This is a genomic window from Sphingomonas sp. PAMC26645, assembly GCF_004795835.1.
Classification (GTDB): Bacteria; Pseudomonadota; Alphaproteobacteria; order Sphingomonadales; family Sphingomonadaceae; genus Sphingomonas.
The window spans coordinates 3,923,139-3,936,803 of sequence record NZ_CP039249.1; the positions used below are offsets into that span (position 1 = coordinate 3,923,139).

Annotated in this window: 12 protein-coding genes and 1 tRNA gene; 8 read left to right on the forward strand and 5 right to left on the reverse strand. The window is 67.6% G+C overall.

Annotation, left to right across the window (positions count from 1 at the left end):
• Positions 1 to 4: 4 nt before the first annotated feature.
• Positions 5 to 1,087 carry a catalase family protein gene (locus E5673_RS17910; RefSeq protein ID WP_136191043.1) on the forward strand — a complete coding sequence of 361 codons (1,083 nt, stop codon included), beginning with the start codon at positions 5 to 7 and terminating at the stop codon, positions 1,085 to 1,087.
• Between the two features lie 82 nt (positions 1,088 to 1,169).
• On the opposite strand, the gene E5673_RS17915 is transcribed toward E5673_RS17910, so the two are convergent.
• Together E5673_RS17915 and E5673_RS17920 are read right to left on the reverse strand one after the other, a co-directional pair.
• A tRNA-Val gene (locus E5673_RS17915) sits at positions 1,170 to 1,244 on the reverse strand.
• A 44-nt stretch (positions 1,245 to 1,288) separates the two neighbouring features.
• Entirely contained in the window at positions 1,289 to 1,666 is a 378-nt protein-coding gene (locus E5673_RS17920; RefSeq protein ID WP_056065257.1) for a response regulator, read from the reverse strand.
• Between the two features lie 110 nt (positions 1,667 to 1,776).
• Here E5673_RS17920 and E5673_RS17925 point away from each other — a divergent pair, with 110 nt between their 5' ends.
• Positions 1,777 to 2,622 carry an N-formylglutamate amidohydrolase gene (locus E5673_RS17925; protein ID WP_136191044.1) on the forward strand — a complete coding sequence of 282 codons (846 nt, stop codon included), beginning with the start codon at positions 1,777 to 1,779 and terminating at the stop codon, positions 2,620 to 2,622.
• 10 nt (positions 2,623 to 2,632) lie between these two features.
• Here E5673_RS17925 and E5673_RS17930 read toward each other — a convergent pair whose 3' ends face one another.
• The 3 genes from E5673_RS17930 to E5673_RS17940 all read right to left on the reverse strand — a co-directional run bounded on the left by E5673_RS17930 (position 2,633) and on the right by E5673_RS17940 (position 7,636).
• The gene (locus E5673_RS17930; protein ID WP_348769872.1) at positions 2,633 to 5,815 is read right to left on the reverse strand and encodes a TRCF domain-containing protein; all 3,183 of its coding nucleotides are present in this window, start codon (positions 5,813 to 5,815) and stop codon (positions 2,633 to 2,635) included.
• Between the two features lie 82 nt (positions 5,816 to 5,897).
• Positions 5,898 to 6,839: a Gfo/Idh/MocA family oxidoreductase gene (locus E5673_RS17935; protein ID WP_136191045.1), complete on the reverse strand. Its 942-nt coding sequence runs from the start codon at positions 6,837 to 6,839 to the stop codon at positions 5,898 to 5,900.
• A 71-nt stretch (positions 6,840 to 6,910) separates the two neighbouring features.
• Positions 6,911 to 7,636 carry a FadR/GntR family transcriptional regulator gene (locus E5673_RS17940; RefSeq protein ID WP_136191046.1) on the reverse strand — a complete coding sequence of 242 codons (726 nt, stop codon included), beginning with the start codon at positions 7,634 to 7,636 and terminating at the stop codon, positions 6,911 to 6,913.
• Between the two features lie 160 nt (positions 7,637 to 7,796).
• On the opposite strand from E5673_RS17940, the gene E5673_RS17945 reads away from it, so the two are divergent.
• The 6 genes from E5673_RS17945 (at position 7,797) to E5673_RS17970 (ending at position 13,548) form a co-directional block, all read left to right on the forward strand.
• The gene (locus E5673_RS17945) at positions 7,797 to 8,660 is read left to right on the forward strand and encodes a 2-dehydro-3-deoxygalactonokinase (protein WP_136191047.1); all 864 of its coding nucleotides are present in this window, start codon (positions 7,797 to 7,799) and stop codon (positions 8,658 to 8,660) included.
• Positions 8,657 to 9,289 carry a 2-dehydro-3-deoxy-6-phosphogalactonate aldolase gene (locus E5673_RS17950; protein ID WP_136191048.1) on the forward strand — a complete coding sequence of 211 codons (633 nt, stop codon included), beginning with the start codon at positions 8,657 to 8,659 and terminating at the stop codon, positions 9,287 to 9,289. The genes E5673_RS17945 and E5673_RS17950 overlap by 4 nt, the downstream gene beginning before the upstream one ends.
• Positions 9,290 to 9,345: 56 nt before the next feature.
• The gene (locus E5673_RS17955; protein ID WP_136191049.1) at positions 9,346 to 10,467 is read left to right on the forward strand and encodes an 8-amino-7-oxononanoate synthase; all 1,122 of its coding nucleotides are present in this window, start codon (positions 9,346 to 9,348) and stop codon (positions 10,465 to 10,467) included.
• Positions 10,464 to 11,081: a dethiobiotin synthase gene (gene bioD, locus E5673_RS17960; RefSeq protein ID WP_210731769.1), complete on the forward strand. Its 618-nt coding sequence runs from the start codon at positions 10,464 to 10,466 to the stop codon at positions 11,079 to 11,081. Before E5673_RS17955 ends, bioD begins: the two co-directional genes overlap by 4 nt.
• Positions 11,078 to 12,331, forward strand: a complete 1,254-nt coding sequence (locus E5673_RS17965) for an adenosylmethionine--8-amino-7-oxononanoate transaminase (RefSeq protein WP_136191050.1) — start codon at positions 11,078 to 11,080, stop codon at positions 12,329 to 12,331. The genes bioD and E5673_RS17965 overlap by 4 nt, the downstream gene beginning before the upstream one ends.
• 128 nt (positions 12,332 to 12,459) lie before the next feature.
• Positions 12,460 to 13,548 (forward strand): PHB depolymerase family esterase, encoded by a 1,089-nt coding sequence (locus E5673_RS17970; RefSeq protein ID WP_136191051.1) that lies wholly within the window; start codon positions 12,460 to 12,462, stop codon positions 13,546 to 13,548.
• The last annotated feature ends 117 nt before the right edge of the window (positions 13,549 to 13,665 follow it).

Below are 13,665 nucleotides of genomic sequence, written 5' to 3' on the forward strand. Positions count from 1 at the left end.
CGACATGACCTATCTCCGCTACAGCGACGACATCGAGACGATGCAGCCCGACGAGCAGGAATCGATCGACGGCATCATCCAGGGCATGTCGCAGCAGACCGAAACCGTCGAAAAGCGCGAGGGCCATGCGGTTCGCGCGAGCCACGCGAAGAGTTCGGCGTGCGTGATCGGCGAACTGACGATCGCACCCGGCCTGCCGCCCGAACTCGCGCAGGGCGTGTTCGCGACGCCCGGCACGCACCCCGTCGCGATCCGCTTCGCGCAAGGGCCCGGCGAGACGCTCGGCGACCGCGTCTCGACGCACCGCGGCATGGCGATCAAGATCTTCGACGTACCCGGCGAAAAGCTGTCGGGCCATGATGCCGACACGCAGGATTTCGTGTTCGCGACGGGCACGACCTTTCCGTCCGGCACCGCGCAGGGGTTTCTCAGCGACGCCAAGAAGATCGGTGCGGCAGTACCCTTGCCGGAGGGCTTCAAGAGCGCGGTGTCGAGCCTCGCACGCAACGTGAACAAGGCGCTGCATGCGGTCGGCACCGAAAGCCCCAAGGCGGACTTTTTCGGCCACCCGTTCAGCCATCCGCTCGCCGAACCGTATTTCAGCCAATGCCCGATCCGCTATGGCGATTACGTCGCCAAGCTCGGCGCCTTCCCCGCCTCGCCTGAACAGACCGCGCTGAAGGACTGGGAACTCGACGCAAAGCAGGACGAGGACTGTTTCCGCCACGCCGCCGTCCGCTATTTCGGCGAACACGACGCGGTCTTCGAACTGCGCGTACAGCTCTGGGCGAACGCCGAGACTCAGCCGATCGAGGATACGTCGGTCGATTGGCCCGAGGAGGACAGCCGCTACCTGACGGTCGGAACGATCCGCATCCCCCGGCAGGAAGCCTATAGCGCCGCCCGCGTCCGTTATTTCGACGATGTGATGACGTTCCGCCCCGCCCACGCACTCGCGGCGCATCGCCCGCTCGGTTCGGTGATGCGCGCGCGCCTACAGGTCTATCACGCGCTGTCGAAGCTGCGGCATGGCGAGAACGGCATCAAGGCCGAAAACACGGCGACGATCGACCAGATACCCGCCTGAGGCGAGGGTCCCTTCGGGGACCCCGCTAGCACTCCAGGCAAATAAAAACCCCGCTAGTCCATGGGACTAGCGGGGTTTTCAATGGTGGGCGTGGCAAGGATTGAACTTGCGACCCCTGCGATGTCAACACAGTGCTCTACCACTGAGCTACACGCCCGCCGGAGGGCTCCACTAGCCGCGCTCTTCGCGGCGTGCAAGCCCTCAATGCATGCCCGTCACATTATCCATCTCGAACAGCCGATCGACCTCGGCGACCAGGTCGCGCAGGTGGAACGGTTTGGACAGCACGCGGGCCTGCGGCATCGCCCGCCCGGCCTTCAACGTGACCGCGGCAAAGCCGGTGATGAACATCACGCGCAGGTCCGCGCACATCTCGCCGGCCTTTTGCGCCAGTTCGATGCCGTCCATCTCGGGCATGACGATATCGGTCAGCAGCAGATCGAACGTCTCGGTTTCGAGCAACGGAATCGCCGCCGTCCCGCGGTCGACCGCGGTCACGGCATAGCCGGAGCGTTCGAGCGCCCGAGTCAGATACTCGCGCATGACCTGATCGTCCTCGGCCAGCAGAATTCGTAACATCGATCTAAAGTCCCGTTTTCACACGCACATTCCGCGGCCGCCCTACCCTGAAAATGGTTAACATATCCAGGTCGATTGCCCATGCCCGGTGCTGGCCCTAGCGTGGTGCGATGCAGTCTTCTCCCTTCGAGCGCCTGGGCGCAATGCCGCCCGTGAGCCCGGTGGTGGTGTCCGTCCCGCACGCAGGCCGGGACTATCCGCTCGCGCTCAAGACGGCGTTGCGCGTGCCGCTTGCCGGGCTGCTGCCGCTTGAGGACCGGCTCGTCGATGCGGTGGCGCGTGCCGCACGGACCGACCAGACGACGATTGTCCAGACCCGCGCGCGCGCCTGGATCGATCTCAACCGGCGCGAGGACGAGCGCGATCCGTTGCTCGACGAGGGTGCGCCGTCGATGCCGCTCGCCCAGCAATCCGCCAAGCTGCGCAGCGGGCTCGGGCTCGTTCCGCGCCGCGCATCGGGGGCAGGCGACCTCTGGGCGCGGCGGTTCACCGATGCCGACGTCACCGCGCGGATCGCCAACGATCACCGCCCGTACCATGCGGCGCTCGCGTCGGCGTTGAAGGCGGCGCACGACCGATTCGGCGTGGCGGTGTTGCTCGACGTGCATTCGATGCCACCGCTAGGCCCGGGTGGATCGCGAATCGTGATCGGCGACCGGTTCGGCCATTCCGCCGAGCCGCGCTTCGTCGCGCGGATCGAGGCGGAGTGTGTCGCGCGCGGGTTCTCGACCGCGATCAACGCACCCTATGCGGGCGGCCACATCCTCGAACGTCATGCATGCCCGGCCGCAAACGTTCATGCGGTCCAGTTCGAACTGGACCGCACGCTGTATCTCGATCGCAAGCTCCACGCGCCCGGCGCCGGGTTCGCGCGCGTCGTCGACCTGGTACGCGCGATCCTGGCGGCACTCACCGACGAGGCCTTGCCCGTCCCGCTCGCCGCGGCCGCCGAATGACCGAACGCGCCTAGCCGATCAGCGCGTCCAGCAGTTCCTCGATCCGCCCTGCCCGCGCGATCGGGTCAGCAATGCCCTCGGCGGCGATCCAGCGCCCGTTCTTTTCGACCAGGTCGTCGAGCGGTTTTGCCGCAGTCCGGTCGTGCGGCGTGAACGCGATCGCCGCGGGACCGGCGTCGATCTGTCGGACGCCGGCCTCACGCGCCATCATCCGGATCCGCGCGACCTGCAACAGTCGCAGCGCCGCCTCGGGAGCCCTGCCGAACCGGTCGTCGAGTTCCGCCTCGAACAGGTCGAGTGCCGAGACGTCCTCCAGCCGCGCAAGCCGGCCATAGAGCGACATCCGCACCTCCATTTCGGGGATCCACGCTTCGGGAAGGCTGCCGCCCAGTTCGAGGTGGAGCTCGGGAATCCAGTCGTCGATCGGCGCGCCGCCCTCGCGGTCGATCCGCGCCAGCCGCAACGCGCGGCCGAACAGATGCTGGTACAGGTCGATCCCGATCAGCTTCATGTGACCGGCCTGTGCCTCGCCGACCAGATCGCCCGCGCCCCGCAGATCGAGGTCGCGCGCGCTGATCGCAAAGCCCGCGCCCAGGCGGTCGAACGCCTGGAGCGTGCGCAACCGCTTCAGGGTCGCCTCCGCGATCGTCGCCTCGCCGTCGGTCAGCAGCATCACCTGTCCCCGCCGCCCGCTGCGACCGACGCGTCCACGCAACTGATGCAGCTGCGACAGCCCGAACCGGTCCGCGTGATGTACGATCATCGTGTTCGCGCGCGGCACGTCGAGCCCGGCCTCGATGATATTGGTCGCGAGCAGCACGTCGCCGTCGCCCGCCGCGAACGCCACCATCGCCTCGTCCATCTCCCCCGCCGGCATTTTCCCGTGCGCCTGCACCAGCCCGAGTTCGGGCACGAGCTTGGCCAGCTTGGCGGCAAGCGGCGCCATGTCGTCGATTCGCGGCACCACGACGAAGCTCTGTCCGCCCCGCGCCCGCTCGCGACGCAGCGCCGCGCGCACCGTCGCATCATCGAACTGCGCTACCGACGTGCGGATTGGCTGGCGACGTGCCGGCGGGGTGGCGATGACCGACAAGCCCTGCAACCCGATCATCGCGGATTGCAGCGTGCGCGGGATCGGCGTCGCGCTCAGCGTCAGGACATGCCCCGCCCCCAGCGCATGCATCTTGGCCTTGTCGGCCGCGCCGAACCTTTGCTCTTCATCGATCACGACGAGCGCGAGATCCTTGTACGCGACGCCCTTGCCGGCAATCGCCCCCGTGCCGATCACGACGCCGATCGATCCGTCCGCAAGCCCCGCCCGAACCCGTGCCTTCTCCGCAGTGCTCGACAGCCGCGACAGGCCGGCGACGGCCACGCCGGTCCCTTCGAACCGCCTCGAGAACGTCTCGATATGCTGACGGACCAGCACCGTGGTCGGCGCGGCGATCGCCACCTGGCGCCCGGCCACTGCGACGGCAGCAGCGGCACGCAACGCGACCTCGGTCTTGCCGTAGCCTACGTCGCCGATGATCAGCCGGTCCATCGGCTTGCCGCTCGCCAGGTCCGCCAGCGTTGTCGCGATCGCCTTTGCCTGATCCGGCGTCTCGGTGAAGGCGAAGCCGGCGGCGAATTTCTCGTACCGGGCACGGTCGGGCTCGATCGGATCGGTCGTCCGTGCGTCGCGTTCCGCAGCGATCGCGGCGAGGTCTCGCGCGCTTTCGGCAATCGCGGCATCGATAGCGCCTCGCCGCTTCTGCCACGACGCGCCGTCGAGCGAATCGAGCGTGACCGCGTCGATCTCCGCGCCATACCGCCAGATCCGGTCGGCCTCGCGCACCGGCACCAGGCGGCGGCCTTCCTTGGCATATTCCAGGACGATCGCGTCGCCGTCGGTCCCCGGCAGCATCTCGAGCCCGCGGACGACGCCGATCCCGAACTCCTCGTGCACGATCACGTCGCCGCATCGCAGCTCGCTCGTCAATCCCGGCAACATGCCCGCGCTGCCGCCTGCGATCTCGTCCCCACGCGCCCGCCCACCGAGCAGGTCCGCGCCAGCAACGACCGCGGTCTCACTCGCGACGAACCCGCGATCGACCGGGGCGACCAGCAACATCGCCGTGCCGGGCTTCGCCGAAACGACGTCCGTCCAGCGATCGACCGACGTGAAGCTGATCTTCGCCGCTCGCTCGAGCCTGGGCTGGAGGAACCGCAGGTCGCGCGGCGATCCCACGACGAGCAGACGCCCATCCGCAAGCGCGTCTTTGGCAAACCGGGCAAACGCGCGCGCCGGATCGCGCCGCTCGATGAACCGCGGGGGCATTTCGTCGCCGACGTCGAACGCGGCCGTTTCACGTTTCCCGATCTCGGTTGCCCAGACCTTGTCGAGGACCAGGTCGGCGGAGGCACGACGTCGGGGTAGGCCATCCGCGGCGATGGCAAGAAACCGATCGCGCCGCTTTTCCGCATCCCGGTCGAACGCGATCGCTGCATCCGGTAGGTGCGCGAGTATCGACACGCCCTTCTCGACCACAGGCTCGGTCGCGCGGCCGATCTCGACGACGTCGACGTCGCCCAAGCCGAGTTGCGACACCGGATCATAGTCGCGCAGGCCGGTAATGCGGCCATCGGCAAACTCGATGCGGACCGGGGTTTCGCGATCGGCGGGGAACACGTCGATCACGCCACCGCGTACCGCGATCTCGCCGGGTTCGTCGATCCGATCGTCCGTCAGGTAGCCGACCTCCTCGGCGATCGCGGCAAACGCCTCGATGTCGATCGGATCGCCGACCTGCAGCCGCGGTGGCGCCACGTCGAACATCGGTGGCGGCGGATAGCGTACCGCAGTCGCCTCGGCAGTCGTCACCACCAGGATCGGTGCCGCCTTACTCTCAAATCCCGCGCGCAGCCGCCGCAACGCCGCAACGCGACGTCCGACATTGGCAGGCGATGCCGGCGCGTCATCGCCCGGCAGCGCATCGCTCGACGGCACGTGGACGACCAAAGCATCGGGCGCGAGCGCCGCGGCGATGGTCGCGATCTCCGTCGCACGCTGATCGTCCGCCGCAACGTAGACGAGGTTCCCGCCGGACAAGCGCTCGACGATCGCCGCCGCCAGCGGCGCCACCGCGCTAGGCTTCGCCGCGATCGCTGGCGCGATATCCGTATTCTCGACGTCTTGACTGACCTGAAGCACCGATACGCATCCTTCTTTCGAGGATGAACGTGATGTCGGCAGCGTGCGTTCCGGCGATACTATCCTCGATCAGGGTATTCGTTCACCATTCGAAGGCGGGAACGATCGTGCGCCGTCCGACCAGGAACGCGTCCGCCACGAGCCGCAGCGGTGTTACGTCCACGTCGCGGGAGCGCGAACCGACGAGTGCCGCGAACTTGGCATAGAGCCCGGGATATTCGGCGTCCGTCGCCTCGGTGACTGTGCCGTCGATGTCCAGGATCGCGCCGCCCATGCTCAGCTTGAGCGTACCGCCATCGGTCTCGACAACGATGTCCCATTGCTGCGGCCCTTCGTGAAGGAAGTCGAACGCCGCCGTGACGGGGATGTCGCCGCAGGTGAGATCGATATCGGCAGCCAGCGGCGACATCCGGCCTTCCGGCACGTGCAGGTTCGCACGGTGCACGACCCAGTCGCCGGGGAGGATCTCGGTCACGATCGACAGCGCGTTGATGCCGGGATCGAACACACCGAACCCGCCTGCTTCCAGGATCCAGTCCTGGCCGGGGTGCCAGCGCCGGATATCCTCGCGCCATGCGATCGTGACGCGCTCGACGGTGCGATCGGCGAGCCACGCGCGCGCCGGCGCGACGCCGGCCGCTTCGCGCGAATGCCAGGTTGCGAACAGCGATGGGCCGGCGGCAACCGCATGTGCCTCGATCCGCGCGACCTCGGACAGCGTCGCGGCGGGCGGCTTCTCCATCATCACGTCCAGACCGGCGTCGAGCGCCGCCATCGCGATCGCCGAGCGGCCGACCGGCGGCGTGCAGATCGACACGGCATCGAGGTCATGCCCGGCCGCGAGCAGTTCAGCGATGTCGTAGTAATTATCGACGCCGTCGACCACGGCATTGCGACTGACCGCCGCGACCAGTTCGAAGCGCGGATCGTTCGCGATCGCCGGCAGATGCTGGTCGCGTGCGATCTTGCCAACGCCAATGATCGCCAGCCGGATCGGCTTTGCGGACACTGCTTCGGTCGCCATTAGAAATCCTCTCGGTTATAATATTAGGGGTGGCGAGCGTCCGCTCCGTCCGCGATCACCTCGCGCCGGACTTACTCGTCGCCGATCAGCGTCAGCACGTCGCCGATGATCCGCGTCATCGCGATCCGCGCCGCGGCGGGGTCACGTGCGATGATCGCGTCCGCAACCGCGGCGTGATCGGGGATATTGGCGGAACGGCCCTTGATCCGGTTGGTGAAGCGGATCGATGTCCGCAGCGCGGTCGAGACCACCGATTGGAACTGCGCGTAGAACGGGTTCTTCGACGCCCGCAGGATCGCCATGTGAAACGCGATATCGGCCTCGAGCGGATCGGTCGTTCCCGCCTCGCCCGCTTCCATCTGCGCCAGCCCGTTGCGGATCGCCGCCTCGTCCGCGGCGTCACCGAACCACGCCGCCAATGCCGCGGCCTCCGGCTCGATCGCGACGCGCAACTGGTTGAAATGCCGCACCAACTCGACCGAGAACTTGCGCTCCAGCGTCCAGCGCAGCACGTCCGTATCGAACAGGTTCCACGAGCTTGCCGGTTGCACGACGGTCCCCTGCCGCGGCCGTGCGCTGACCAGGCCCTTCGCAGTCAGCATCTTGACCGCTTCCCGGGTCACCGATCGGCTCACGCCATGCGTCTTGGCGATCTCCGCTTCGGTCGGGAACGGACGGTTTTCATAGCGTCCGGTAACGATCGCCCGCCCGAGCGTGTCGAGCATCCCATGCGTCAGATTACGGCCCAAGATCGCGGTGGCCGGAAGAACGTCGGTGTCTATCGTATCGGTCGCCATCGGCCGGGTTTTGGCGCAACGCGCTCCTGGTGTCACGCGTCTTGCAACGCGCCGCAACGATATCCGGTGGAAGGCTTGCCGCATTCATCGTACAATTGGCGACAAATGCGGGCCGAGACAGGTGTAATCGTCAAGCTCGCGAGGATGTCGAGGTAGAGTTATGCAGCCTTTCATTGCAGTCGACTGGGGCACCACCAACCGGCGTGCGTTCCGGATCGAGGACGGTGCGGTCGTCGCGACCGAACGCGACGATCGCGGCGCCGCGACCGTGGCGGCCGGCGCGTACGACGCCGAGGTTGCGGGTATCCGCGACCGGCTGGGCGATCTGCCGATGCTGCTCGCGGGGATGGTCGGATCGAACATCGGCTGGCGTAGCGTGCCCTACGTCGCCGCCCCCGCAGGACTTGCAGAGGTTGCCGCCGCGCTCGACCGGATCGATGACCGGACCGCGATCGTCCCCGGATTGTCGTATCGATACGGGGTGCACGCCGATGTGATGCGCGGCGAGGAGGTGCAGCTACTAGGCGCAGTCGCCGCAGGGCTGGTGTCGGCGGACGCGCTGCTCTGCCAGCCGGGCACGCACTGCAAATGGGCGACCGTCGAGGGTGGCAGGATCGCCCGGTTCACCACCGCGATGACCGGCGAACTCTTCGCGCTGCTCCGTGCACACGGCGTGCTCTCGCGCCAGCTCGGCCATCCGGTCGAGCCGGGCGCGGCGTTTCTCGAAGGCGTTGCGGAAGGCGCCAAACGCGATCTCGCCGCCAGCCTTTTCGCGATCCGCGCGCGCGGCGTACTCGGACTTGCCGACGATGCGCACGCCGCCTCGTTCGCGAGCGGGCTGTTGATCGGCGCCGATACCGCCGCGCGAATCGAGCCCGGCGCGACCGTCCACATCCTTGCCGACGCCGCCCTCGGCGCGCTGTATGCCAGCGCGATCGATGCGCTCGGCGGCACGTCGCACCATATAGATAGTCAAGCCGCGTTCGTCGCCGGCATCACCCGCATCCAGGATCTCGCCGCATGACCAACCGCCAAGCTTTCGACGACGCCTTCGCGAAATGCCCGCTGATCGCGATCCTCCGCGGCGTAAAGCCCGACGAGGTCGAGGCGATCGGCGATGCGCTGGTCGAGGCGGGCTTCACAATCCTGGAAGTGCCGATGAACTCGCCCGATCCGCTCGACAGCATCGCCCGACTGGCGCGCCGGTTCGAAGGTCGCGCAATCGTCGGCGCAGGTACGGTATTGCGCGTCGAAGACGTCGAGGCGGTCGGCGCTGCGGGCGGCACGCTGATTATCGCCCCCAACGCGAACGTACGGGTGATCGCCGCAGCGGCGGACAAGGGCTATGTCGCACTCCCCGGCATCGCGACCCCGACCGAGGCGTTCGCCGCGCTCGACGCCGGTGCCGCCGCGCTGAAGCTGTTCCCCGCCGAAGCCGCTAGTCCCGCGGTACTCAAAGCGATGCGCGCGATCCTCCCCAAGGACACGCGCGTGCTGCCGGTCGGCGGGATCGTGCCGGAATTGATGGCGGATTGGCGCAAGGCCGGCGCGGCTGGCTTCGGCCTGGGCTCGGCCCTGTTCGCACCCGGCATGTCCGCAGCGGACGTCGGCGCACGCGCGAAGGCGTTCATCGAGACGTGGAACGCGGGTTAGACCCAAGACTGGACAGAGGGATCGTCTTCGCGGCGCGCAGGGTTTAGGGCGGCGCGATGATGTTTGCCGAACAGGAACGAGACCTCGCCAGACTGACGGCCGCCGACCGGTATCGATCGCTCAGGCCGCGTACAGGCGTCGACTTCGCCTCGAACGACTATCTCGGGCTCGCCGGATCGGACTGGCTTCGTGCGGCAATGACCGATGCGTTGCAGCGCGGCGTGCCGGTCGGGTCGGGCGGATCGCGGCTGTTGCGCGGCAATGCGCCCGAGCATGAAGCACTGGAGGCGGACGCCGCGCGGTTCTTCGGGACCGAAGCGGCGCTGTTCTTCGCCAGTGGCTATGTCGCCAACACGATATTGTTCGCGACGCTGCCGCAACGCGGCGACCTGATCGTCCACGACGCGCTGATCCATGCCAGCGCGCACGAAGGCATGCGTCTCACGCGAGCGACCTTCGTCGGCGCCGCGCATAACGATGCCGACGCATTCGCGGACGCGATTGCCACGTGGCGCGCGTCGGGCGGCACGGGGCGCGTGTGGATCGCGGTCGAGAGCCTCTACAGCATGGACGGCGACCAGGCTCCGCTCGCGGCGCTAGCCGAAATCGCAGACCGCCACGACGCCGTCCTGCTGATCGACGAGGCGCACGCAACAGGCGTGTTCGGCACCGATGGCCGCGGACTGGCCGAAGCGCTCGACGGTCGCGAGAACGTCATCACCTTGCGGACCTGCGGCAAGGCACTGGGGTGCGAGGGCGCGCTGTTGTGCGGGCTCGCTGTGATGCGCGACTTTATCGTCAATCGCGGGCGCGGGTTCATCTTCTCGACCGCGCCGTCGCCGCTGATGGCACTGGCGGTCGGTGAAGCGTTGCGGATCGTGGCGGACGAACCGGCGCGACGGGAGCGGCTTTGGGCGTTGATCGATACGGCGGAGCGCGTGCTTGCACCATACGGCGTCGTGGCGACGGGGTCGCAGATCCTGCCGCTAGTGTTGGGAGACGCCGCGCGGACGATGCGCGTCGCCGGTGCGATCCAGGCAGCGGGGTTCGACGTGCGCGGGATACGGCCGCCGACCGTGCCCGAAGGCGGATCGCGGTTGCGGATTTCGTTGACGCTGAACGCAACCGTCGAGGATATCGAAACTCTGGGAACAGTCATGGAAGAGGCATTGCGATGACGATCGTCGTTACCGGGACGGACACCGATATCGGCAAGACCGTGTTCGCCGCCGGGCTCACCGCGGCACTCGGCGCGCGCTACTGGAAGCCGGTGCAGGCCGGACTCGCAGACGGCAGCGACACAGCCTCGGTCGTAACGCTCGGCGTCCCCGCGGACCGGGTCCTGCCCGAAGCGTACCGGTTGACGACGCCATGCTCGCCACATCTCGCCGCCGAGATCGACCGCGTGACGATCGATCCGGACCGGCTTGCGCTACCCGAAGTCGACGGACCACTGGTGGTCGAGGGCGCTGGCGGGGTGATGGTCCCCGTGACACGCGACCTGATTTTCGCAGACCTGTTCGCACGGTGGGCCAAGCCGGTCGTGCTCGTCGCACGGACGGGTCTCGGCACGATTAACCACAGCCTGCTCTCGATCGAGGCACTGCGTAGCCGCGGCGTCTCGATCCTCGGTATCGCGTTCGTCGGCGATGCGGTCGAGGACAGCGAGGCGACGATCGCCACGCTCGGCAAGGTCCGTCGGCTCGGCCGCCTGCCTCGCCTCGATCCGCTCAACGCCGCAACGCTGGCCGAGGCGTTCGCAGCGAACTTCGACTTGGAGGCGTTCCGATGAGCGACTCCCCCGTCTGGCACCCCTTCACGCAGCACGGCCTGCGCGAGCCGATCCCGCTGGTCACGCATGCCGAGGGCGCCGCGCTCTACACGTCGGATGGGCGGCGGATCGTCGATGCGATCTCGTCCTGGTGGGTCACGACGCATGGCCACGCCAACCCGAAGATCATGGCGGCGATCGCCGAACAGGCGGGGAAGCTCGACCAGATCATCTTCGCCGGCTGGACGCACCAGCCTGCCGAAGATCTGGCGCGCGGACTGACCGCGATCATGCCGCCGGAACTGACCCATGTCTTCTTCTCGGACTCAGGCTCGACCAGCGTAGAGTGCGCGCTGAAGATGGCGCTCGGCTATTGGCTCGACCGCGGCGAGGATCGCCACCGCATCCTCGTGCTCGAACACGGCTATCACGGCGACACGATCGGCGCGATGTCGGTCGGCGCGCGCGGCGTCTACAACCGGGCCTATGCGCCGTTGCTGTTCGATGTGGGCACGATCCCCTTCCCCGCCGCCGGCCACGAACATGTCACGCTCGACGCGCTGGAAGCCGCATGCGCCGAGCATCCCGCCGCGTTCATCGTCGAGCCGCTGTTACTCGGCGCGGGCGGGATGCACATCTATCCCGCGCACATCCTCGCCGAGATGCGGCGGATCTGCGCAGCGCACGACGTCCTGTTCATCGCCGACGAGGTGATGACCGGCTGGGGCCGCACCGGCACCTTGCTCGCCTGCGAACAGGCCAGCGTCGTGCCCGACATCCTCTGCCTGTCGAAGGGGCTGACCGGCGGCGCGATCCCGCTCGCAGTAACGATGGCGACCGAGGCGATCTACCAGGCGCATTACGGCACCGACCGCGCGCGCATGTTCTTCCACTCGTCGAGCTACACCGCCAACCCGATCGCCTGCGCCGCCGCCAATGCGAACCTCGCGATCTGGCGCGACGAGCCGGTGCTCGATCGGATCGCCGACCTCGCCACACGCCAAGCCTCGCGGCTGGAAGCTCTCGCCCTCCACCCCCGCATCGCCAACGCGCGCCAGATCGGCACTATCACCGCGGTCGAACTCCGCGGCGAGGACGGCTATCTGTCGCAGATCGGCCCGCGCCTGCTCGCGTTCTTCGGCGAGCGCGACCTGCTGCTCCGCCCGCTCGGCAACACCGTCTACGTCATGCCGCCCTATTGCATCGATGATTCCGATCTCGACGGGATCTACGCGGCGATCGCCGAAGCATGCGATGCAATCCGACATTGATCCTGACGTTCTTGCTGCACTGCAGCAACAAATGATGTACGTGCGACGTTGAGATAAGATCGCGGCCGAGTACGCTGGCGACGAAAGGCTCGATTACCGTGAGAAACATCGCCGATACCCTTGCCCGCATGGCGCGCGCCGGAGCGCCGACGCCGCGCGACACTGCGCCCAGCCGCCTGACGCCACTGACCGAATTCGGGACCAATCCGGGCGCACTGCTCGGCTTCAGCTACGTTCCAGCCGACCTGCGCGCGAACGCGCCACTGGTCGTCGTCCTCCACGGCTGCACGCAGACCGCGGCAGGCTATGACCATGGTTCAGGCTGGTCGAAGCTCGCCGATCGCGCAGGCTTCGCGCTGGTCTTCCCCGAGCAGACGCGCGCGAACAACCCCAATCTCTGCTTCAACTGGTTCGCATCGGAGGACACCGCACAAGCCGGCGGCGAGGCGGAATCGATCGCGCAGATGACGGAGGCGATGATCACGCGCCATAGCCTTGATCGCAGCCGCGTGTACGTCACCGGGCTGTCGGCGGGCGGCGCGATGACGATGGCGATGCTCGTCACACGCCCGGACCTGTTCGCGGGTGGCGCGGTGATCGGCGGGCTCGCCTACGGTACCGCGACCGGCGTGTCGCAGGCGCTCGACCGGATGCGCGGGCATGGAGATACCAGCGATACCGCGTTGGTTGACGCGGTCCGCAGCGGCGCGCGTGGAAACCACGGACGCTGGCCGACGCTCGCGATCTGGCACGGCGGCGCGGACGCGACGGTGAGCGTAGCGAACGCGGACATCATCGCGCGGCAATGGCGCGGTATCCACGGCGTCGATGCGAAGGCCGTGCGCACCGAGCGAGTAGGCACCGCCGTCCACCGGATCTGGTCGGACGCGGAAGGCCGCGATGTCGTCGAAGACTGGACCGTGCCGGGCATGGGCCACGGCACGCCGATCGATCCGTTGCGCGGCGAGCGCTTAGGCGCTGCGGGGCCGTTCATGCTCGACGTCGGGATTTCGAGCACGGCGGTGATCGCGAAATCCTGGGGTTTGGTTGCGGCGGCAAAAGCGGAGACTGCGATCAAGCCGGCACCAGTCGAACGCGTCGCCAAGATCGCGATTCCCGTCTCGCCGAAGCCTACATCGAAGCCACGAGCCGAAGCGCCCACCGGTATCCAGGCGACGATCGAGAACGCCCTCCGCGCTGCTGGGTTGATGCGGTAGAATGGAGCCCAGCGTGGGGTCGGACGTCAGCGCGCGCGCGCCCCGTCATCCTGACGAAAGTCAGGATCCAGAGCCAAACAGGGCACTACCCGTTACCCTGGATCCTGACTTTCGTCA